This window comes from Pontibacter toksunensis (genome assembly GCF_042686245.1).
GTDB lineage: Bacteria > Bacteroidota > Bacteroidia > Cytophagales > Hymenobacteraceae > Pontibacter > Pontibacter toksunensis.
The window spans coordinates 13,358-34,317 of the sequence record NZ_JBHUOX010000008.1 but is presented as its reverse complement, the minus strand read 5'-3'; the positions used below and the strand labels follow the sequence as shown (position 1 = coordinate 34,317).

19 protein-coding genes are annotated in these 20,960 nt (G+C 48.5%); 17 read left to right on the top strand and 2 right to left on the bottom strand.

Annotation, left to right across the window (positions count from 1 at the left end):
• Positions 1-607 precede the first annotated feature (607 nt).
• Entirely contained in the window at positions 608-2,257 is a 1,650-nt protein-coding gene (locus tag ACFS7Z_RS12085; RefSeq protein ID WP_377484829.1) for an alkaline phosphatase D family protein, read from the top strand.
• Between the two features lie 262 nt (positions 2,258-2,519).
• Here ACFS7Z_RS12085 and ACFS7Z_RS12080 read toward each other — a convergent pair whose 3' ends face one another.
• Together ACFS7Z_RS12080 and ACFS7Z_RS12075 are read right to left on the bottom strand one after the other, a co-directional pair.
• Positions 2,520-3,881, bottom strand: coding sequence for a T9SS C-terminal target domain-containing protein (locus ACFS7Z_RS12080; RefSeq protein ID WP_377484827.1), 1,362 nt, complete (start codon positions 3,879-3,881; stop codon positions 2,520-2,522).
• A 36-nt stretch (positions 3,882-3,917) separates the two neighbouring features.
• Positions 3,918-6,710 (bottom strand): TonB-dependent receptor, encoded by a 2,793-nt coding sequence (locus ACFS7Z_RS12075; protein ID WP_377484825.1) that lies wholly within the window; start codon positions 6,708-6,710, stop codon positions 3,918-3,920.
• Positions 6,711-7,181: 471 nt separating this feature from the next.
• Here ACFS7Z_RS12075 and ACFS7Z_RS12070 point away from each other — a divergent pair, with 471 nt between their 5' ends.
• The 16 genes from ACFS7Z_RS12070 (at position 7,182) to ACFS7Z_RS11995 (ending at position 20,935) form a co-directional block, all read left to right on the top strand.
• Positions 7,182-8,396 carry a porin gene (locus tag ACFS7Z_RS12070; RefSeq protein WP_377484823.1) on the top strand — a complete coding sequence of 405 codons (1,215 nt, stop codon included), beginning with the start codon at positions 7,182-7,184 and terminating at the stop codon, positions 8,394-8,396.
• A gap of 217 nt (positions 8,397-8,613) precedes the next feature.
• On the top strand, positions 8,614-9,612 hold the full coding sequence (locus ACFS7Z_RS12065) for a PstS family phosphate ABC transporter substrate-binding protein (RefSeq protein WP_377484821.1): 999 nt from the start codon (positions 8,614-8,616) through the stop codon (positions 9,610-9,612).
• Between the two features lie 69 nt (positions 9,613-9,681).
• Positions 9,682-10,557, top strand: a complete 876-nt coding sequence (gene pstC / locus ACFS7Z_RS12060; protein ID WP_377484819.1) for a phosphate ABC transporter permease subunit PstC — start codon at positions 9,682-9,684, stop codon at positions 10,555-10,557.
• Positions 10,550-11,407, top strand: coding sequence for a phosphate ABC transporter permease PstA (gene pstA / locus ACFS7Z_RS12055; RefSeq protein ID WP_377484817.1), 858 nt, complete (start codon positions 10,550-10,552; stop codon positions 11,405-11,407). The genes pstC and pstA overlap by 8 nt, the downstream gene beginning before the upstream one ends.
• Positions 11,408-11,565: 158 nt before the next feature.
• A complete protein-coding gene (gene pstB / locus ACFS7Z_RS12050; protein WP_377484815.1) occupies positions 11,566-12,330 on the top strand; it encodes a phosphate ABC transporter ATP-binding protein PstB in 765 nt (254 codons plus the stop codon).
• A 58-nt stretch (positions 12,331-12,388) separates the two neighbouring features.
• Positions 12,389-13,066, top strand: a complete 678-nt coding sequence (gene phoU / locus ACFS7Z_RS12045; RefSeq protein WP_377484813.1) for a phosphate signaling complex protein PhoU — start codon at positions 12,389-12,391, stop codon at positions 13,064-13,066.
• A gap of 188 nt (positions 13,067-13,254) precedes the next feature.
• Positions 13,255-13,920: a heme exporter protein CcmB gene (locus ACFS7Z_RS12040; protein ID WP_377485147.1), complete on the top strand. Its 666-nt coding sequence runs from the start codon at positions 13,255-13,257 to the stop codon at positions 13,918-13,920.
• Positions 13,921-14,034: 114 nt separating this feature from the next.
• A complete protein-coding gene (gene ccsA / locus ACFS7Z_RS12035) occupies positions 14,035-14,700 on the top strand; it encodes a cytochrome c biogenesis protein CcsA (protein ID WP_377484811.1) in 666 nt (221 codons plus the stop codon).
• On the top strand, positions 14,687-14,959 hold the full coding sequence (locus tag ACFS7Z_RS12030) for a CcmD family protein (protein ID WP_377484809.1): 273 nt from the start codon (positions 14,687-14,689) through the stop codon (positions 14,957-14,959). The genes ccsA (ACFS7Z_RS12035) and ACFS7Z_RS12030 overlap by 14 nt, the downstream gene beginning before the upstream one ends.
• Positions 14,960-15,099: 140 nt before the next feature.
• Complete coding sequence (locus tag ACFS7Z_RS12025) at positions 15,100-15,525, top strand: cytochrome c maturation protein CcmE domain-containing protein (RefSeq protein ID WP_377484807.1); 426 nt, start codon at positions 15,100-15,102, stop codon at positions 15,523-15,525.
• Between the two features lie 97 nt (positions 15,526-15,622).
• Positions 15,623-18,229, top strand: a complete 2,607-nt coding sequence (ccsA, locus tag ACFS7Z_RS12020; protein WP_377484805.1) for a cytochrome c biogenesis protein CcsA — start codon at positions 15,623-15,625, stop codon at positions 18,227-18,229.
• 99 nt (positions 18,230-18,328) lie between these two features.
• Positions 18,329-19,147: a Rossmann-like and DUF2520 domain-containing protein gene (locus ACFS7Z_RS12015; protein ID WP_377484802.1), complete on the top strand. Its 819-nt coding sequence runs from the start codon at positions 18,329-18,331 to the stop codon at positions 19,145-19,147.
• A gap of 107 nt (positions 19,148-19,254) precedes the next feature.
• Positions 19,255-19,584, top strand: a complete 330-nt coding sequence (locus ACFS7Z_RS12010) for a 2Fe-2S iron-sulfur cluster-binding protein (RefSeq protein WP_377484800.1) — start codon at positions 19,255-19,257, stop codon at positions 19,582-19,584.
• 105 nt (positions 19,585-19,689) lie between these two features.
• The gene (gene iscX, locus ACFS7Z_RS12005) at positions 19,690-19,932 is read left to right on the top strand and encodes a Fe-S cluster assembly protein IscX (protein ID WP_115565180.1); all 243 of its coding nucleotides are present in this window, start codon (positions 19,690-19,692) and stop codon (positions 19,930-19,932) included.
• Between the two features lie 166 nt (positions 19,933-20,098).
• Positions 20,099-20,596: a KdsC family phosphatase gene (locus ACFS7Z_RS12000; RefSeq protein ID WP_377484798.1), complete on the top strand. Its 498-nt coding sequence runs from the start codon at positions 20,099-20,101 to the stop codon at positions 20,594-20,596.
• A 144-nt stretch (positions 20,597-20,740) separates the two neighbouring features.
• Positions 20,741-20,935, top strand: a complete 195-nt coding sequence (locus tag ACFS7Z_RS11995; protein ID WP_377484796.1) for a cold-shock protein — start codon at positions 20,741-20,743, stop codon at positions 20,933-20,935.
• The last annotated feature ends 25 nt before the right edge of the window (positions 20,936-20,960 follow it).

The following is a 20,960-nucleotide window of genomic DNA, read 5'->3' as shown; positions in this document are numbered from 1 at the left end:
GCAGGCTTAAAACACCTCTGTCTTTGTGCCTGGCTGATGCTGGGGCACAAAGCTGGCTGCTCTCAAGCAGGCAGTTTTGCGGAGCGAGAAACTGAACCGCTCTGTGTTTAGATTATACGGCGCTTCTCCCCGTACACGCTCATCAGCAGTGAAGGCCGCAACAGCTATATTTTTATGAAGAAAGGTGGTTTGTAGCGCATAGTTTGCACTACAAACCACCTTTCTCTATTGCCGGATTATTTTAGTTCGCTATAACAGCATCCTCTGAAGTTCAAACCCGCTGCGCCCGACATTACATCTACCCCCATACCTTCTCATAAAGTCCTCATGAACAGCAAAGTCCTACGACTTTAAGGACAAGTACACGGTGTGCAGAAGAGCACCCTGCAGCTTCTTTATGTCTTAACTCAAAAAAAGATGGTATTCCCATAATAAGCATAGCCTAATAAAATATTAAAAACGTTATAACCTCACTCTTTACACATTATTATATTATAATCTTTCACACAATCTTACTAAGCCGCACATGAATTAGCAGGAATTTCTACAAAAGCTAAGCCGCAGAAACTTTATCCGGAATTCTGTTATTGCAGCAACAGGCGTAACCTTGTTGCCATCTGCACTCACCAGTTGCGAGGTTATTGATGACTATATTCCAAGTAAAGACTTTGGTTTTTCTGAGGGGGTAGCCAGTTTCGATCCGACGCAGGATAGGGTGATTTTATGGACCCGCTATACTCCTGCCGCTTATGAAAAGGGAAAACCCGAACTTATGCTCGATGTAGCAAGGGACAGGGAATTTAAACAGGTGCTGGTCAGCCAGTCTGTGGAGATAGATACAGCAAGCGACAATACGGTAAACGTAGATGTGAGCAACCTCACGTCTAACACTAAATATTATTACCGGTTCAGAAGCGAAGGCAATAGGGCTATTTCAGTTGTAGGGGAAACCAAAACGCTGCCAGCTGCCGGGGAAGCCAGCGAGGTGAAGATGGCGGTGGTATCCTGTGCAAACTATCAGTCAGGCTTATTTAATGTGTATGGCGCAGTGGCGGAATCAGATGCGGATGTAGTGGTGCATTTAGGCGACTATATCTATGAATACGAGATTGGTGGCTATGGCACAAATGAGTTGACCCTTGCACTGGGAAGACTACACCATCCGGCAGGAGAAACGATAACGCTTAGTGACTATCGGGCCAGGTACCGGCAGTACAGAAGAGACGAACAATTGCAGAAACTCCACCAGTTAAAGCCGTTTATATGTGTTTGGGACGACCATGAAGTTGCAAACGATGCTTATGAAAATGGAGCCTTAAACCACCAGCCAGGTGAAGGCAGTTATGAGACAAGAAAACTAAACGCTATACAGGCATGGCATGAGTATCTGCCTGCACGGGTTACTGATAATGCTAAGATTTACAGAAACTTTGAAATTGCCAGCCTTGTCAACCTCATGATGCTGGATACTCGAATCGTTGGAAGAGACAAGCAACTGTACTACACAGACTATATAACACCAACCGGGCTAGACGCTGCAGCCTTTCTGGCAGCCTGGCAAAACCCGAACCGAACCATTTTAGGTTCTGAGCAACGCTCGTGGCTGATGTCTACACTGGGTACCAGTTCAGCAAAATGGCAGGTATTAGGAAGCCAGGTGCTGATGGCCAAGATGTTTGTTCCTGCTGAACTGCTCCTCATTATAGGTCAGATTGCCTTAGGCAACGCCAGCCCGGAGGTGTTTGCCCAGTTTACCTCGGCAGTCACAGAATTAGTCACCATCAAGGTCAGGATTCTTCAGGGAGACCCTACTGTGACTGCTACAGAGAGAGCCAGGATAGAAACGGTACTGCCTTACAACCTCGATGCCTGGGATGGCTATCCTGTGGAGCGGGAAATAGTATACGCGGCGGCAGCAGGGAAAAAGCTCATTTCATTGGCCGGAGACACACACAATGCCTGGCATTCAGATCTAACAACTGTATCAGGCACTAGGGCCGGGGTAGAGTTTGCAGCCTCTTCTGTGACATCTCCTGGCCTTGAGGCGCTTTTTGGCAATGATCCTGAGACAATATGTGGGCTGGAACAGGCGCTTACTATACTCATTGATGATCTGCATTACCTGAATGCATCAGACAGAGGGTATATTATGGCATCATTCTCAAACAGTGAAGCACAGGCTGAGTGGAGGTTCGTAAGAACAATTGCTGTGAAGAATACTTCTACTTTCACCGAACACTCTGCTTCTGAAGGCTAAGCTGATTCAAATATATGAAGTCAGAAACGCCTGAAATGTAACGAAACCATAGTTACCGTTACGCTTCAGGCGTTAGCTTTTTTTCCTGCTTTAGGGCTACCTCACATTTACACCAGCTCAGGCTTTTGGTAAAATCCTGCCATACATAAAAAGAAGCCCGCCTTTGAGGCGGGCTTCGCGCAGGGCGGGAGACTAAGCCGCTCTACTTCTGATTGTAACGATGTTTCTCACCCATACATGTACAACCAGTTATCCTGATGTCTTAATAAGCTGTGCTTTGTGGGTTGAAGTTAGTCCAGCCGGCAGTCCAGTCAGTAGCGCCGAAAGCACCTATGTAATCTACAGTCTCAAAGAAGCTATTATCGAGGCCGGTGAAGGTGGGCTCCACAGAAGTAGTCACGGTTGTAAATTCAGGATTGCCGTTCTGAGCAAAGGAACCGGAAAGACCCAGCGTAGCAGCATCATTTACTACCATGTTGTTCTTATCGACTTCGTTGAACCAGGCAGCCAGATCAAGCGTAACATCTTTTGCCGTTGCAAAGGCTTTGCCTGCAGGCACACCAGCAATAACAGTGTTCCGGATAATCATCTCACCGGCAGTGGCGTTAGTTTGCGTAGCAGCATCATCCATCAGCTGACCTACCGGCCATCCTGCCACAATAGAGTTGTACAGTTTCGTTTTGTTATTACGGCGGATGTGCAGCCCACGTCCAAAGTTAGGATTAACTGCAGCAGCAGGGTCTGTGCCCAGTGGACCAAACAAGCTCACATTAGAATAAGTAGGAGCAGTAATTGGGGTAGCACCAGTGCCTTGTGAGTTGTTGTCAGACTCAAATCCGTTAGAGGCAGACGCATCAGCGACGTTAGGGTCAGAGATGCCCACCAGGAACTGCAGCTTACCAGTATAGCCGTTATCCGTATCGAACATATCATCTACCGTTTTGTAAGCGATGAGGTGCTTTGCATTTACTGTACCACCGAACCACTCATAGGAGTCGTCGCCGCTGTGTGAAATCTGAATATAATCAAGAGTAGTACCTGAGCCTACACCACCTAAAGTAAGGCCGTTGATTTCGTTATCTGGCTGGAAAGCGATGCCAGGAAACTCGATACGCACATACTTCAATGTTCCGGAGTTATCCGCAGCATCACTGCCACCATACTCCTTTTCTACACCTCCTTCGATTTTGGCACCAGCGCCGAGATTTACAGGTGCTTTACCCAGGATAATAATACCGCCCCAGTCACCGGCAGCACGTGAGCCAACTGGCTGCGCAGAGGTGAATACAATAGGCTTGGCAGCAGTACCCTCCGCCATAATCATACCACCGCGCTCAATAATGAGTGTGCCTTTTGTAGACTTCTCGCCCATGATCACCGTGCCAGGCTCAATGGTAAGGGTAGCGCCTTCTTTCACAAAAACAAAGCCCCTTAACATATACTTTGTATTAGCCTTCATGGTGAAGTCTTCTTCCGTAGATCCAGAGATAACAGTCATGCCGTTTTCCTGTGCTGCAACAAACTCTTCGCCTGTCATCGGCGGGTTTACAGGTTCTTCATCTTCGCAGGCGAAGAAGGACACAGAGATAAAAGCGACCAATAATAGGTTTGCTAACTTTTTCATAAATAGGTTAATTGGTTATGTGTTGTTTTGTGGTTGTTAGAATTTGTAGGTTACCCCAATAGTTGAATACTGCCCTTTGCGGAAATCTCTGAAAGACTCATCTACAGAAGTGATTTCTTCGTCTCCATCAGAATCCTGCATCAGGCGCGTCTTCTGGTTCAACAGGTCCTGAATACCCGCTTTAATCTCGAAATGCTCGCCTATGCCTTTCGTCAGGGACAGGTCAATCTGGTGGCGTGGCATCTCGTAAACAGTCTGGCGCAGGTTGCTGCCGGCTGCGAAAATGCGCGTACCGATTACGTTGTAAAGCACGTTGAACTGGAATTGGCGTTCATCATCCTGGTAATACACGCCAGTGTTTACTACATAAGGAGACTGGCCCACCATCTGGCGCTTGCCAGCCTGGTAAGAAGCGTACTCATCTGTTAGCTCCACCTCGCTCTGCACCAGGGCAGCGTTTAGCACCAGTGTCAGGTTCTGTACAAACCGGGACTCTGATAAATCCAGCAGCGACTTTCTGACTTCGGCTTCTAATCCGTAGCTATAGGCGTTTTTAGCATTCGCGAAGGTGATGGTGTTCGCGCCGCTTGTGTTCTGGAACACAGTCTCGATTGGCTTATTAAAGTATTTGTAGAAACCTCCGATAGAAATTATTTCCGTTGGGCTCGGGTAGAACTCGTAGCGGACATCGCCGTTGTAGATGGTTGCCACATCCAGTTCCGGGTTACCTACCACTTCCAGCAGGTTCACAAAGTCGAAGTATGGGGCCGGGGCGATTTCCCTGAACTCAGGTCTGTTTACACTTACACTGGCACCGGCACGTAGCATGGCGCGGGGAGTGAAGGTATAGGTGAAGTTAGCAGAAGGTAATACACTTAGCACCGGATTCTCCTTGTTCAGGGGTCTTCCGTCAAAGCCTAAAGACTCCAGCTCCTGTTTGTTGTACTCTACACGCACACCTCCTGAAAAGGACAGGTTGCTCAGAAGCGGCGTGGCTGCTCCGATATACCCGGCGAGGTACGTGTTGTAGGCACTGTAGTTGTTCTGCGGGTTAGAGTCTTCCAGTAGCTTCCAGCCAGTCGTGTTGTTTATATTCTGCGGTGAAAATATGCTTCCGATGGGCTGCAACGGAATGTTCTGGTCAAACATAGACGTGTTGGACGGTGCAAACGAGAAGAAACGGGAAGCATAATCGCGGCTCTTGCGCTCTGCATAAAAACCCACCCTTATCTTCGGGGCATCTTCTGAGGTAGAGTCTGCACTTGAGAAACGGTGCTCTATCTGCCCGTTCGCCATTACCCCATGCTCGTTGAGGTCGGAGTAGAAACGGCCGGCATCTCGCAGTGTCGGGATTGGCTGGTACAGCAACCTGTACACACCATCTTCGTCATCATCGGCGGTACGGAAGCGGCGGTAGTCCGGCTCGTTGCGGTTGGTGTAGTTATAGCCCCCGGTCCAGGTGACAGTAGACTTGTTGTCGTTGAAGTCGTGGGTGCCCTGCAGCTGTCCGGAGTAGATAGAGCGGCTATCGTAACGCAGAGAATAGTTGCGTTGTCTCTGATCACCGTTCGTATAATCTACTCCCTCGCGCTCTAACACCTCGTTGCTGCCTAACTGGTTAAACAAGTTTCTGAATTCGATTTTGTTGTTATTGTTCAACCTAACCGACCAGTTGCTGATAACACCCAGGCGGACGTTATTCGTGTATACTTTGTCGTTGTAGCTTAGCTGGTGTTCGCTTCTGCCAAGCTCCTCGTTAAAGGCTCCGTAGTTGTTTCTTGTTCCTTCTGTTATAGATTGGGTGTTGCTATAAGAAGCAGCCGAAACCGTACTGACACGTAGCGAGCCTACATCAAAGCGGCGGTTCAGGCCAAGCGATAAACGCAGGTCTGGCATGGCAGTACTTGACTTTGGTGCCCAGTTATTGGGAAACAGCTGACTTCTTTGAGGCATTTCTCCCTGTGAGGCGCCTGTGCTGGCTGGTACATCGCCCGGTATACTGCGCTTGCCGTTATCAAAGCCAAGGAAGTCTGTTTTGCTTCTGCTGTCTGTCAGGAAAGAGTTAAACGTGGTACCCACGCGGTAAGAGCCCGATACACCGATACTGGTGCTGTTCTCTTCCACCACATTCTTTGTGTATATCTTAATAACGCCACCCCCAAACTCACCCGGAAGTTCCGACGATCCGTTCTTGTAGATCATGATGCGGTCGATGACACTAGTTGGCAGAATATCGAAAGAGAAAGCCTTTTGGTCAGGCTCCGTACTCGGCGTGAGGGCATCGTTCAGCAGCACTGTGTTGTAGCGCTGGTTCATGCCCCGGATAACCACGTAGCGGTCGTTGAGAATGGTAACGCCCGGTATGCGTTTCACTGTTTCGGCAGCATCACGGTCCATGGACTTGGCAATCTGCTCGCCTGCCACACCGCTAACTACCACTTCACTCTCGCGCATTGTCTCCAATACAGCTGCCTCTGTGTTTGTGTGGCGCGTACCAACAATCTCCACCGTTTGTATCTGGGTGCTGTTCTCCTCGAGCTGCACATTTAAGGTAGTAGGCTGTCCGGCATTTATCTGAACTGCCTGTTCAAAAGGCTTATAAGAAAGAAAGGTTACAGACAAAGTATGAGCACCTGCCTCCAATGGCAGCGTGTAGTTTCCCTCATAGTCTGTTGTTGTTCCTTTGGAAGTGCCTTTTATGAAAACTACAGCTCCGATTATGTCTTCGCCGGTAGTTTTGTCTTTCACTTTACCCTTCAGTGTTCCCTGCTGGGCAAATCCACATATAGTAGTTGTGAGAATGGTGAGGATTGTGAATATTGATTTCATTGATTTACTGTTAATTAGTCTCGCTGCAAAAGTACAGCGGCTACTTTAAGGCAGTTTTAAGGCGCAGTTACGATACCGTTAAGGTTAGGGCGCTTTTGTTAAGAGGCGGTTATCTTAATTTTATCTGCAGTTTACCTGTGGGTTACCTGAATGTTAAAGCGGCACTATTATTCTTTTCAGCAAAAGCCAGCAGGGGAAGTTATTAACATAAAATCCCTTAAATATGCTTAATTAGGTGCATTCCACTTTTTTTCTCCTTCTTGTTAAGCTTAACATTAGCGTAACATTGCGGTAATGAAGCAGTAACAGTAAAGCTGTTATTTTGTGGCGTGATTTAAGAGGAAGTGCAGCAACAGCCTGACTAACTGTGCTGCGGCAACTTTAAGAAGTTTGTACTGCTGCTGATTATAGTAATCCAGCCGTCATCTTCAGATTAAATTATGATTTTGTTCTCACCCAGATTAAAGAAAAATGCAGTATAAAATCAAAGGAGCTATTCTAGTGCTCCTTACGTTGCTTCTATGGGGCAACAGCGCCAAGAGCCAAAGCATCATCAAAAGCAAATTTGGCAAGGGCATTTATCTAGTGGCTGCCGACTCTTCATTCAGCATGAAGTTCAGCTTAAGATTTCAAACCCTTTATGAAGGCAGCACTACCTCAGCTGCAGAAGAATGGGAAGACAACTTCCTTATCCGTAGATCCCGCCTTAAATTCGAAGGATTCGCATTTACCCCGAAACTGGAGTATAAAATTGAACTTGGCCTTAGCAACAGGGACATTGGCAGCGACCTTGAGCCCCAGTTCAACTTTGCCGACAACATTATACTGGATGCGGTAGCGAAATGGAATTTTGCCCCAAATTTTGAGCTATGGGTAGGCCAGACAAAGCTGCCGAGCAACCGTGAACGCGTTATCTCTTCTCAAAAGCTGCAGTTTGTAGACCGTAGCCTGCTAAACTCCCGCTTTAACATTGACCGGGACCAAGGTATACAACTGCACCATGCACACCAGGTAGGTCAGGTGGTACTGCGCGAAATAGGCTCTATATCTATGGGTGAAGGCCGCAACATCACAACTGATAATGTTGGTGGCTATGACTACACGGCACGCGTGGAAGTACTGCCCTTTGGTGAGTTTGAGGGCGAAGGAGATTATGTGGGCAGTGACATTTACAGAGAGGAAAAGCCAAAGCTGTCTATAGCCGCATCTTACGACTACAACGACGGCACCAATCGCGCAGGAGGCCAACTTGGTGATTTCCTAAGCGAACAGCGGGACCTAAGTACTGTGTTTGTTGATGCTATGTTTAAGTACAGGGGGTTCTCAGTTATGGCAGAATATGCCAACAAAGAGGCCCTGAGTAATTCTTCAGGCGAAGAAACTGAAGGCGGGCCTGTGGTAAGAAGAGACGCGGAGGGAAATGTAGAAGAGACTTTCATAACAGGCAATGCCATCAACCTGCAGGCTGGCTACCTGTTTAAAACAAACTGGGAAGTAGCAGGCCGCTATACAAGCTACGACCCTACTGCTGTAACTGAATTAAGAGCAGAAAACCAGTATACGCTGGGTGTATCGAAGTACATTGTAGGCCATAGCCTGAAGGTGCAAAGCGACGTTACCCTGCAGCAGCAAGAGCGCCGCGATGATGTGTACCAGTTCAGGCTACAGTTGGAGGTGGCGCTGTAGGTTTTTTTAAACTTAACAATTCCTTAATACTTCAAAAGGTGCAGGTTGCCTGCCAGTGTCACAACTTTGCATACTTGTAAGAGCCTGATAATAAAGAATAATCGGCACTTGGGTCATAAAACACAACTACTTCATATTCATTGCAGTATAGCGAAAACAATACGATATCAATATATTTGATTCATCCAAAGCAAATCCAACCAAAGCACCTTATTATATGTTGAACTTCAGAACAAATTTCTTCAAAATAAACACAACACTCCTTTTGGGAGGCGCCCTGCTCTTTACCGCCTGTGGCGGCGGCAGCGAAGGGGCAGAAGGCGGTCTTGCCGGCGATATACAGATAGACGGCTCCTCAACGGTTTACCCGATTACAGAAGCTGTAGCAGAGGAATTTCGCGCAGAGTCCCCGGACGTGAGGGTGACGGTTGGCGTATCCGGCACGGGCGGTGGCATGAAAAAGTTCTCCCGCGGCGAGATTGATATTGTGGATGCTTCGCGTACCATAAATGAATCTGAAAAAAAGCTTGCTGCAGAAAACAACATCTCTTTTGTAGAACTGCCTGTAGCCTATGATGGTCTGACAGTAGTAGTACACCCGGAGAACGATTGGGTAAACGACATTACAGTAGCAGAACTGAAGAAAATTTGGGAGCCTGCCGCACAGGGCACTATCAAAAGATGGAACCAGATCCGTCCGGAGTGGCCTGACCAGGAGATTCACCTGTACGGTGCCGGTGTGGAGTCCGGTACTTACGATTACTTTACAGAAGCCATTGTAGGTGAAAGCCACGCCAGCCGCGGTGACTATACGGCCAGCGAAGACGACAACGTGCTGGTGCAGGGCGTTTCTACTGACCCGTATGCCCTTGGCTTTTTCGGATATGCTTATTATGATGAGAACAAAGGCAAGCTGAAAGCCGTGCCGGTGGATGATGAGAACGACAGCAACGGCCAGGGAGCTATCCTGCCGTCACTGGAAACTGTAAAAGACGGCTCATATGCGCCGCTTTCCCGCCCGCTCTATATCTATGTGAACTCAAAAGCGGCTAACCGTCCTGAAGTGGTGGAGTTTGTAAACTTCTACCTCGACAATGCCCCAGAGCTTGCTGAAGAGGTTGGTTATATACCAATGCCCGCAGAAATATACCAGGAGCAAAAGCAGAAGTTTGAGCAGTTCGCCACCGGCGCAAGTGCTACTACCCAGCAACAGTAACAGAAAATTAACAGCCTGCGTGTGGCAGCATTCCCGTTGCCACACGCAGGCTTCTAAACAGGCAGCGCCTTGAGAGTATCTGAGAAAATAATCGAGGGCTTGTTGTGGTTATCAGCGGTAATCACAATCCTTATCACGATAGGCATTATCTGGGTATTGCTATCGGAGTCTATTGCCTTCTTCAGTGAAGTATCTATTGTCCGGTTCCTGACAGAAAAGGAGTGGACGCCCCTTTTTGCCGATAAAAAGTTCGGCATTATGCCGCTGGTGGCAGGCACGCTGCTTACCACTTTCATTGCCATTGCGGTAGCGCTGCCCCTTGGCCTTACCATAGCCGTTTACCTGAACGAGTACGCCCACGCCAAACTGAAGCTCACCATAAAGCCGATGCTGGAGGTGTTGGCCACTATTCCAACAGTAGTGTATGGTTTCTTTGCCCTGACAGTGGTTACCCCTTTCCTGCAGCAAATTATACCTGGCTTGGCTGGCTTCAACGCCTTATCGGCAGGTATGGTCATGGGCATCATGATCATACCCATGATTTCCTCGCTCAGTGAAGATGCCATAAGCGCCGTGCCGCGTTCCCTGCGAGAGGCGGCCTATGGCATGGGTTCTACCCGTCTGCAGACTGCTTTTGGGGTAATGGTGCCTGCAGCCTCGTCGGGTATAGTGGTGTCTGTTATTCTGGCTATCTCCAGGGCGGTAGGCGAAACCATGATCGTGGCCATTGCTGCCGGGCAGCAGCCACGCCTTACGCTGAACCCGCTGGTGCCTATCGAGACGATCACCACTTATATTGTGCAGGTGAGCCTGGGTGACGTGCCGCATGGCTCACTGGAGTACCGCACCATCTTTGCTGCTGGTATCACACTGTTCATCTTCACCTTCGCACTGAACAACGTTAGCTTCTGGATCAAAAAGAAATATCAGGAAAAGTATGACTAACTCAGAAAAGAACAGGCTCAAGGATAAAGTATTCCAGGTTTTTGGGGTGTTCTGCACGTTCATCGGACTGGTTGTTCTGGCCATCTTTCTTGTTGATATCGCCATAGAAGGTTTTTCCCGTATCGACTGGGACTTCCTGACCAGCCTGCCCTCACGCAGGGCAAGCCGTGCCGGTATATTTACAGCTTGGGTCGGCACACTATGGATACTGGTGCTAACTGCCGTTATCGCTTTCCCGCTGGGTGTGGGGGCAGGCATATACCTGGAGGAGTACAGCAAAAAGAACAAATGGACAAACTTCCTGGAGATAAACATCTCGAATCTGGCCGGTGTGCCCTCCATTATTTATGGTTTGCTGGGCCTGGAGGTATTTGTGCGCCAGATGCGCCTGGGTAGTAGCCTGCTGGCCGGCGCACTTACCTTGTCGCTCCTGATCCTGCCCATCATTATCGTGACCACCCGTGAGGCAATCAAAGCAGTGCCACGCAGCGTGCGCGATGGCTCATATGCGCTGGGCGCCTCCAAGTGGCAGACTGTCTGGAATCAGGTCCTGCCAGCGTCCTTCGGCGGGATACTGACGGGCATTATCCTGTCACTGTCACGCGCTGTGGGCGAGGCGGCTCCCTTAATCGTTATCGGTGCCCTGGCGTATGTGCCTTTTGCGCCTGCCTCGCCTTTCGATGAGTTTACCGTGCTCCCCATACAGATCTTTAACTGGACTTCCAGGCCACAGGAAGCATTCCTGACGAATGCAGCGGCAGCCATCATAGTTTTGCTGGCAATTACCTTTTTGCTGAACGGAATTGCCGTATACTTACGCAACAGGCAGCAAAAGAAAGTAAAGTGGTAATAGGAGCAGCAGGATAAGCTTCAAAACACTGGGCTAATATTTCTTTCCTCCTACCGTTGTAACAATTTCAAATACTGTGAGGGCGGGAAGCGTTTAAAGGCCAGATAACAATAGAAGCTTATACCTGCGCCTGATGTCTTTTATCGATTTTTTCATTTATGAATAAAAAAACAGCGAAGCTCGAAGCAAAAGAGCTGAATGCATACTACGGCGACTTCCATGCCCTCAAAAACATTAATCTTACCATGGAAGAAAAAAACGTGACGGCTTTCATTGGCCCCTCCGGCTGTGGAAAGTCTACGTTTCTGCGCACCTTTAACCGTATGAACGATTACATAGACGGCTTCCGGACAGAAGGAGATATTCTGTTAGATGGAAGAGACATCTATGCTAAGGACGTGCGTGTGGATGAGCTTCGAAAAGAGGTAGGTATGGTATTCCAGAAACCCAACCCCTTCCCTAAAACCATCTTCGAGAATGTGGTGTACGGCCTGAAGATACAGGGCATCAAGAAAAAAGCGGTATTGGAGGAAGCAGCAGAAAAATCGCTGCGACGATCTGCGCTATGGAACGAGGTGAAAGACAAGCTCCACCAGTCAGCACTGGCCCTGTCGGGTGGGCAGCAGCAAAGGCTGTGCATTGCCCGTGCCCTGGCCATCTCTCCTTCGGTGCTGCTGATGGACGAGCCAGCCTCTGCCCTCGACCCGCTTTCTACTGCTAAAATTGAGGAGTTGATCTACGAACTAAAGAACGACTATACCATCGTCATCGTGACGCACAACATGCAGCAGGCCGGCCGTGTTAGCGACCATACTGCTTTCTTTTACATGGGAGAACTGGTGGAGTTTGCCAAGACCAAGACGATGTTTACGAGCCCGCAGGACAACCGCACTCAAAATTATATTACCGGCCGTTTTGGTTGAGATAATATGCGTCTGTTCAACGTATACCTTTAGTTCCTCACCCATTAACATATAAAAGATGCCTCATATTGATGTAGAGTTAGATAAACTTAAAGCAAAACTGCTGGAAATGTGGGACCTGGTGGAGTACCAGTTGCAGAGCGGCCGCGAGGCGATGCTGCAGGCCGACCAGGAACTGGCAAAGCAAATCATCAAACGCGACAGAAAAGTAAACCAGTTTGATGTAAAGATTGATCGCATGTGCGAAAACTTCTTCGCGCTGTTTACACCCGTAGCGGTTGACCTGCGCATGGTGCTGGCCGTGCTCAAGATAAACGCAAACCTCGAGCGCATCGGCGACACGGCGGAGGGTATTGCCCGCTTCGCAAAAAAACTTGATGCCCCCGTAAGCGCCCCCCTGCTGGAAATGACGAAGGTGCTGCCGATGTACGATGAGGCCATCGCCATGTTTGCAGACTGCCGAGTCGCTTTCAAAGATAATGATCCCGCGCTGGCCAAAACACTGATCAAGCGGGACCGAGCCCTAGATAAGATTTACCGTAAGTCAGACGGCATCGTGACGAAGTATATGGCTGATAATCCTGAAAGAATTTCGGAGGCGCTGGCTATTTTATCCATCATCAAAAAAATTGAGCGCGTGGGCGATCAGGTAACCAACATAGCAGAAGAAATTATCTTCTACCGCGAAGCTAAAGTGGTTAAGCACAAGCAGGACAAGAAAAAGAAGAAGGACTGATAAATTGTTGAATGGTTAAATTGTTGATTTTTGGGATCAGCAATAGTAAAAAACATGTAGAGCACGGGCCACAGCGGTTCGTGCTTTTCTTTTAACATATAGCTGTCAGCCATTCAACAACCAGCCATTCAACAATTAGCAACCTAAGAATTTGTGCCTTACCTTTGCGGTAAAACTGAGAAGCGGTGCTGTTTAAAGAGATTCTATACTTAATTCAGAAGGATTTAGTGCTGGAGTGGCGGCAAAAGTATGCCTTCAATGGTATGCTGCTGTACGTTGGCAGCGTGGTATTTGTCTGCTACCTCAGTTTCGGGTTGCGCTCCAATGTGCTGGCGGTGCCTGTGTGGAATGCGGTGCTGTGGATCATTCTGCTGTTCACATCGGTAAACGCCATCGCCAAAAGCTTTATGCAGGAGAACCGGGGGCGGTTGCTCTACTTCTACTCCATTGTGAGTCCGCAGGGCGTGATACTGGCCAAGATTGTTTACAACACCCTGCTGATGCTGGTGCTGGCCCTCATCTGTTTCCTGTTCTACGCGCTGGTGCTGGGCAACCCGGTGCAGGATGTGCCCATGTTCCTGCTCTCGCTGCTGCTTGGAGCCGTGGGATTCTCCACCTCCCTGACTATGATTTCAGGCATTGCCTCCAAGGCTGCCAACAGCAGCACCCTGATGGCCGTGCTCAGCTTTCCGGTTATTGTACCCATGCTGCTGATGCTCATCAAAATGTCAAAAAATGCCCTGGATGGCCTCGACCGTAGCCTTAGCCTCGACGAACTGCTTACGCTGCTTGCCATAAACATGATCGTGGTCACTGTTTCTTATATTTTGTTCCCGTACCTTTGGCGTTCGTAGGATTCTGGCTTTTACCGGAAGAAAAAAGCAATTTTTTAGACGCAATTGGTGACGAAAGCTGATATAAAATGTTAGAGTAAAAGGAGCTTTGTGCGCTCTGTTAACTATAGAAGAATGAAGAAACATTGGTGGAAAATACTGGCTGTGTTACTACTGGTTTTTACCGTAGTGGCTGGTATGCTGTCGGAGGTGCCTCGCCTGGCTATCCTGAACGAGACCATCCGTAACCTGTACTTTCACGTGCCGATGTGGTTCGGTATGATCCTGATCCTGCTCATCTCCTTTACTTACTCTATTAAATACCTGAGCAAGCCAACAGTAAGAAATGACGTTATTGCCGCTGAGGCAGCCAAAGTGGGTATTCTGTTTGGTGTGCTGGGCATTGTAACAGGTATGGAGTGGGCTAAGTTTACGTGGGGCGAATACTGGAGCAACGATCCAAAGCAGAATGCCTCGGCCATTGGCCTGCTCATTTACTTCGCTTACCTCGTGCTGCGCAGTTCATTTAACGAGCAGCAGCAGCGGGCCCGCATCAGTGCCGTGTATAACATTTTTGCCTTTGTGGCCCTTATCCCTTTGCTGTTCATCCTGCCGCGCATGACAGACTCGCTGCACCCCGGCAACGGCGGCAACCCTGGCTTTAACTCTTACGATTTGGACAGCAGCCTTCGTGTGGTGTTTTATCCTGCCGTTCTCGGCTGGACACTGCTCGGCGTTTGGATTGTGAACGTGAAATCAAGATTAGAATTACTCAGACAACGATTATATGAAACTGTTTAGAATACTGGCAGTATGGTGCTTTATACTTTGCACCTCAGCAGGCATCCAGCAGGTGCAGGCTCAGTCAGAAGCCACCACAACGGTGGTAGCTGAGCCGGAAGTGGAAATGGCCGACGTCCTTCGCCAAGACGGTAAGATTTACGTAGTGGTAGCCGTACTACTCACCGTGCTGGTGGGTATGATACTATACCTTATCTCCTTAGACCGAAAGGTAAGTAAGCTGGAAATGCAGCTAAAAGACGATCTGGTTAACCGGTAGTGATGTGCCAGTTCCAGTCCAGATGAAGGAGAGATAAAAACACTGATTTAAATCATGTAAAATTAGCCTGCCGCTATGGATTTATATTCCTTCAAAGCGTGTTAGGAATCAGAATAAGAACAAATATTATTTATACATAGATGAAGAAGTCACACATCATCGGGATTGTTGTCATCGCTCTTGCCATCGGCATTATCATGTCGTCTGCGGGTGATGCCAGTAGTTATGTATCATTCGGAGAGGCCATTGAGCGTGCCGAAGAAGGCAACACTACAAAAGTGCACGTGGTAGGCCGCCTTAAGAAAGACCCGCAGGGCCATATTGTGGGCATGAACTATGACCCGCTGGTTGACCCGAACTACTTTACCTTTACGCTGGTAGACACTAACCGTGTGGAGCAGCAAGTGGTGTACTATAACCCAAAGCCACAGGATTTTGAGCGCTCAGAGCAGGTGGTGATTACGGGCAATATGCAGCAGAATGTGTTCGTGGCAGACAAAATCCTGCTTAAGTGCCCGTCTAAGTACGTGGAAAAAGAAGTACAGCAAAATACAGCAAGCCTTTAATTTAGTTTAGAGTTAAAGAGTTAGAAAGTTATAGAGTTAAAATAAATGACTCACAACTCTCTAAATCTTTAACTCCCCAACTTTCTAACTACATACGATGATAAATACGCTAATTGGGGATATTGGCCATGCAAGTGTGATTGTGGCATTTGTGGCGGCCATTGTATCCTCTTACGCATATTTTATGGCCTCCCGCTCTAATGTGGAGGCTACTGGAGACAATAGCTGGCGCAAACTGGCCCGTGGTGCATTTTATGTGCATGGGGCAGCTGTGCTGATGGTTGTCTTCAGCTTGTTCAACATCATTTACGAGCACCGCTACGAGTATTACTACGCCTGGAGCCACTCTTCTAATCACTTGCCGGTGCATTACATGATATCCTGCTTCTGGGAAGGTCAGGAAGGTTCTTTCCTCCTCTGGATATTCTGGCACGTAGCGCTGGGTGTGGTGTTGATTAACACTGGCAAGAAAAATAAGGTGTGGGAAGCACCTGTCATGGCGATGTTCTCGTTTGTGCAGCTCTTCCTGACTTCCATGATATTGGGTATTGTGATTGGTGACCTGAAGATAGGCTCCTCTCCCTTTATCCTGATGCGTGACTTTATGACAGATGCCCCGGTATTCGCCATGGACCCGAACTTTGTGCCGCAGGATGGTACTGGCCTGAACCCGCTGCTCCAGAACTACTGGATGGTGATTCACCCGCCAACGCTGTTCCTGGGCTTTGCCGCGACACTGGTGCCGTTTGCTTTCGCAATGGCCGGTCTCTGGAAAGGTAAGTTTACAGAGTGGGTGAAGCCTGCGCTACCTTGGGCTCTTTTTGCAGGCGTTATCTTAGGTGTAGGTACTATGATGGGTGCTTACTGGGCCTATGAAACGCTGAACTTTGGTGGCTACTGGAACTGGGACCCTGTGGAGAACGCAGTGTATATCCCATGGCTGGTGCTGATAGGTGCTATTCATACCATGGTAGCTTATCGCCGAGGCAAGCAAGGCTTGAAAGCCTCTTACATACTTGTTATCGCTTCTTTTATCCTGATCCTGTATGCTACCTTCTTAACAAGAAGCGGTATCCTAGGTAATGCTTCCGTGCACTCCTTCACAGACCTTGGCTTATCTGGTCAGTTGTTCGCTTACTTAGCGGCTTTTGCTGTGATGGCTGTTGCCTTGCTGGTATACAGATGGAAGAGCATCCCGACAACAGAAAAAGAGCTATCGACCTACAACGGAGAATTCTGGGTGTTTATCGGCGCTGCAGTGCTTTGCCTTGCTGGTTTCCAGGTACTGGCTACGACATCAATTCCGGTATATAATTCCTTCCTGGGCTTTATCGGCATTGAGTCTAACGCTGCCCTGCCTGCTGACCAGATTGAGCACTACACTAAGTTCCAGCTATGGGCTGGTGTAGGTATCGCTATCCTGACGGGTATCGGGCAGCTGCTGTGGTGGAACAAAGGCGAGAACACGAAGAAGACCTTCCTGGATGCCATCACTATACCAGGTATGCTCACGCTTCTTTTCGCTAGCTTGGTTATAGTGCTGTCGAAGATGGGCATGCTGTCTGAAACGATTGATAACCCCGTTTATATCACCCTTCTGGTGGCGGCGCTTTTCGCTGTGTTTGCTAACCTAAGCATTATCCTGAACCTGCTTCACCGTAAAGTAGCCCTTTCAGGCGGTGCGGTATCGCACATTGGTATTGCCCTGATGCTGATTGGTATCCTGTTCTCATCCGGCTACTCCAATATCATCTCGCAAAATACGTCTGGTATGGTCTACTCCCGCGAGTTCCCGGACGACATCAATCGTGATAACGTGCTGCTGTGGCGCAACACGCCTGTTGAGATGGACAAGTATACGGTGAGCTACCACGGCCAGTACCAGGAAGTGAAAGGCGTGCCGGAGTACGTGAACCGCGAATTGCTTTTCCCGACGGCAGATGAGTACAAAGCCATTGCCCGCGGCGACATCAAAGTAGGCGATAAGGTATATTTTAAGACAGGCGATACTTTAGATCTGGAGTCTCCGGAAAATACGTACTACCAGGTGCAGTACAAAGAGCGAGACGGCGAAAAGGAGTTCACGCTTTACCCGCGTGCGCAGGTGAATCCGAACATGGGTTTACTGGCCTCCCCGGATATCAAGCACTTTATAGACAAAGACTTATACTCACACGTTTCTTCTGTTCCGGACCCGAATGAGGAGAAAGACTGGGGCGAGCTGCAGGAGTTTGACGTAGCAGCCGGCGACACAATTATCCTGAACGATTACGTAGCTGTTTTCAATGGTATAGAGCGCATCGAGAAAGTGCCTGGTGTAGAACTGGCGCAGGGAGATGTGGCCGTGCAGGCAGATATGAAAATCATGGGAGAGCGCAAAAATTACCACGCGCACCCTGTGCTGATGATTAAAGACCAGATGATGGGCCGGTTGCCGGAAGAAATTGCTGACCTTGGCCTGCGCATCACCTTCCTGAACATCGACACAGAAAACAACCGCTTTAAAATCGGTGTAAATGCCACGCAGAAGGACTATATCATTCTGAAAGCAATGGAGAAGCCGTTTGTGAACATCCTGTGGATAGGCACCATTGTCATGAGCATCGGGTTTGTGATGGCCATTGTGCGCCGTAACAAAGAAGGCGGCTCTACAAAGAAACCGGCCACTGCACCGAAGCAGAAAAGAAAAGTACAGGCAGCTTAGTATTGCCGCTGTCATACATCAGAAAGCCTTTGCTCCACAGCAAAGGCTTTCTCTTTTAAGAGTGGGTTGTATAGGGATTAACCTTATTTTTGCTTCTATATGACCCAGACTAAGAAGAAGCGCATTGCCTTTGTGGGCGCAGGCAACGTGGCCTGGCATCTGGCACAGGCACTTGCCGCAGCCGGACACGATGTGAAGGCTGTCTACAGCCGCAGCCGCACCTCCAGGGAGGCTTTAACAGGCAAACTGCCACAAGCGCAGCCTATAAAAACCCCTGACTTCCGGAGTTTCGACCTGGAGATGGTCATTATCGCCGTTCCGGATGCTGCCCTTGCTGACGTAGCCGCTGCTTTGAAGGTAAGCCCTGGCGCCCTGGTGGTGCACACTTCCGGTTCACAGCCGCTTGCACTGCTGCAACAGGTGAAGGGAGCGCGTGTGGGAGTGTTTTACCCTTTACAGACATTCTCTAAAATTAAACCGGTAGACCTGGCGCAGGTACCGCTGCTGGTGGAGGCACTTGACGAGGAGACGCTGCATCAACTGGAAAGCCTGGCAAAAAGCATCAGCAATCAGGTGTACCAGGTATCCTCTGAAGCAAGAAAGCAACTGCACCTGGCGGCAGTCTTTGCCTGCAACTTCACCAATCACCTGCTGGGCATCAGCCAGCAGCTACTGCAGGAGGCAAACCTACCGAAGCAACTACTGCAACCGCTTATAGAGGAGACTATCACCAAAGCTGCACAGCAAAACCCTTTTGCCGTACAGACTGGTCCGGCGGTACGGGGCGATGGGAACGTACTGCAGGCGCACCTGCAACTACTGGAGCAGCACCCAACCTATGCCTCGCTCTACCGGCAACTCTCCAAAAGTATTCAGGAACAGGCGCAAAGCGGGAGCGGCAAGACAGACAAAGTCTAACCAAAATTGGTTTTCTCTGGTTTAAGTAACAGAACCAACATCAGCCGCTAGTTTTGATTCGGCTGATGGCCTTTGTAAATTGCGCCTTTAACTCAGACATAGAAGAAATGAAAGTTGTAAATATAACCTTTAAGTTTGCAGACGGCTCGCCGGACGAGACTCACCCTGCTGTAGAAGGGGAATCGGTACTGGATGTAGCCTTGAACAATGATATAAAGCTTCAACATAACTGTGGCGGCGTGTGCGGCTGCAGCACCTGCCACGTATATGTGGAGGCCGGCATGGACGACCTGCCGGAAATTTCAGATAAAGAGGAGGATTATATTGACCGTGCTGTAGACCCGCGCATCAATTCACGGTTGGGTTGCCAGTGCGTGGTGCAGGGCAATGAAGACATTGTAATTACCATTCCGGAGCAGGATTTCCTGGGACACTAATTTGAATTGCTGCATGGCTACATGGTTAAATTGTCGGGCTCCCTGTGCTGGTGGCCTCATACTTTTAAAATCACTTAGCCATTTAACCATTAAACTATTTTTAAGATGAATAAGAGTTACGAGCCACCAATACACTGGAACGATTACGAAGACATAGCCATGGCGCTGTACGAGAAGTTCGGCGACGATTTCACAGAGTCTAAGATCTACCGCATCCGCTTTACAGAGTTACTTGACTGGGTGCTGTCGCTGCCAAATTTTGAAGGCACGCGTGAGCAAGCCAACGAAGGCCACCTGGAGCAGATACAGGCTGCCTGGGTGTATGAGTGGCGCGACAACCAGGATTAAGCTTTTTCAACAGCCGTATAGGCCAAATACATTAGATTTTTATACTTTTAAAGGTTCTTCTGATAAGGAGGACCTTTTTCTGCTTTTAAGAAACCGTTAATACGCTGTGGCAAAAAGAGCAGCATGAGGGCTTTCTGTTAATCTTTTGTCTAACCATCCTTTACCTATGTCTATAACTCAAACAGATCTTACCCGCATCAACACTTTCATTTTTGATGTGGATGGCGTCCTGACCGATGGCTTGCTGTACTGCTTTGCTGATGGGGAGCAGGTTCGCGCCTTCAACATTAAAGACGGGTTTGCCATCAAACATGCCATACGGCAGGGCTACCGTGTCGCTATTATCTCGGGCAAAAACGAGCCAGGTGTGCGCAAGCGGCTCGAGCAACTGGATATAGAGGACATCTACCTGGGCACTGAAGATAAAGTCACTACGTTCGAAGATTACATATACCTGCAGGGCATCCATCCGGCCACGGTAGCTTACATGGGCGACGACATGCCGGACTTTGAGGTGATGCAGCGTTGTGGCCTGCGTGCCTGCCCAGCCGATGCCGCCGATGATGTACAAGAAATCTGCACGTTTATTTCTACCAGAAAAGGAGGCCAGGGTGCTGTGCGGGAGCTGATTGAGAAGATCATGAAAGCGCAGGACACCTGGTAAGCAGCATAGCTGACGAACAGCAAAAGCATATATATACTTTTTTTACAATTGAATAGAAGATTTCTTTTAATATACTATTGTATATATAAAAATAATTTTTTAGTTTACGTGCAGTTTAATACCCCATTTTAATTATTCATTTTTATGAAGACAGGAAAAGTAAAGTTTTTTATTGAGTCAAAAGGTTATGGGTTTATAACTGAAGACGAGACTAATGAAGATTTCTTTGTGCATGCCAGCGGTCTGAATGGCGTTGACATTCAGCAGCATGACCTTGTACAGTTTGACACTCAGGAAGGTAAAAAAGGAATCAACGCTGTAAACGTGAAAAGAATCTAATATAGTTTACTTTAACCGTTACAGG

Coding starts and splice junctions, on each gene's coding strand:
- iscX (WP_115565180.1), top strand. CDS start 19,690: ATGAATAAGAGTTACGAGCCACCAATACACTGGAACGATTACGAAGAC.
- ACFS7Z_RS12010 (WP_377484800.1), top strand. CDS start 19,255: ATGAAAGTTGTAAATATAACCTTTAAGTTTGCAGACGGCTCGCCGGAC.
- phoU (WP_377484813.1), top strand. CDS start 12,389: ATGCCTCATATTGATGTAGAGTTAGATAAACTTAAAGCAAAACTGCTG.
- ACFS7Z_RS12065 (WP_377484821.1), top strand. CDS start 8,614: ATGTTGAACTTCAGAACAAATTTCTTCAAAATAAACACAACACTCCTT.
- ACFS7Z_RS12030 (WP_377484809.1), top strand. CDS start 14,687: ATGAAACTGTTTAGAATACTGGCAGTATGGTGCTTTATACTTTGCACC.
- ccsA (WP_377484811.1), top strand. CDS start 14,035: ATGAAGAAACATTGGTGGAAAATACTGGCTGTGTTACTACTGGTTTTT.
- pstA (WP_377484817.1), top strand. CDS start 10,550: ATGACTAACTCAGAAAAGAACAGGCTCAAGGATAAAGTATTCCAGGTT.
- pstB (WP_377484815.1), top strand. CDS start 11,566: ATGAATAAAAAAACAGCGAAGCTCGAAGCAAAAGAGCTGAATGCATAC.
- ACFS7Z_RS12070 (WP_377484823.1), top strand. CDS start 7,182: ATGCAGTATAAAATCAAAGGAGCTATTCTAGTGCTCCTTACGTTGCTT.
- ACFS7Z_RS12075 (WP_377484825.1), bottom strand. CDS start 6,710: ATGAAATCAATATTCACAATCCTCACCATTCTCACAACTACTATATGT.
- ACFS7Z_RS11995 (WP_377484796.1), top strand. CDS start 20,741: ATGAAGACAGGAAAAGTAAAGTTTTTTATTGAGTCAAAAGGTTATGGG.
- ccsA (WP_377484805.1), top strand. CDS start 15,623: ATGATAAATACGCTAATTGGGGATATTGGCCATGCAAGTGTGATTGTG.
- ACFS7Z_RS12015 (WP_377484802.1), top strand. CDS start 18,329: ATGACCCAGACTAAGAAGAAGCGCATTGCCTTTGTGGGCGCAGGCAAC.
- ACFS7Z_RS12000 (WP_377484798.1), top strand. CDS start 20,099: ATGTCTATAACTCAAACAGATCTTACCCGCATCAACACTTTCATTTTT.
- ACFS7Z_RS12080 (WP_377484827.1), bottom strand. CDS start 3,881: ATGAAAAAGTTAGCAAACCTATTATTGGTCGCTTTTATCTCTGTGTCC.
- ACFS7Z_RS12025 (WP_377484807.1), top strand. CDS start 15,100: ATGAAGAAGTCACACATCATCGGGATTGTTGTCATCGCTCTTGCCATC.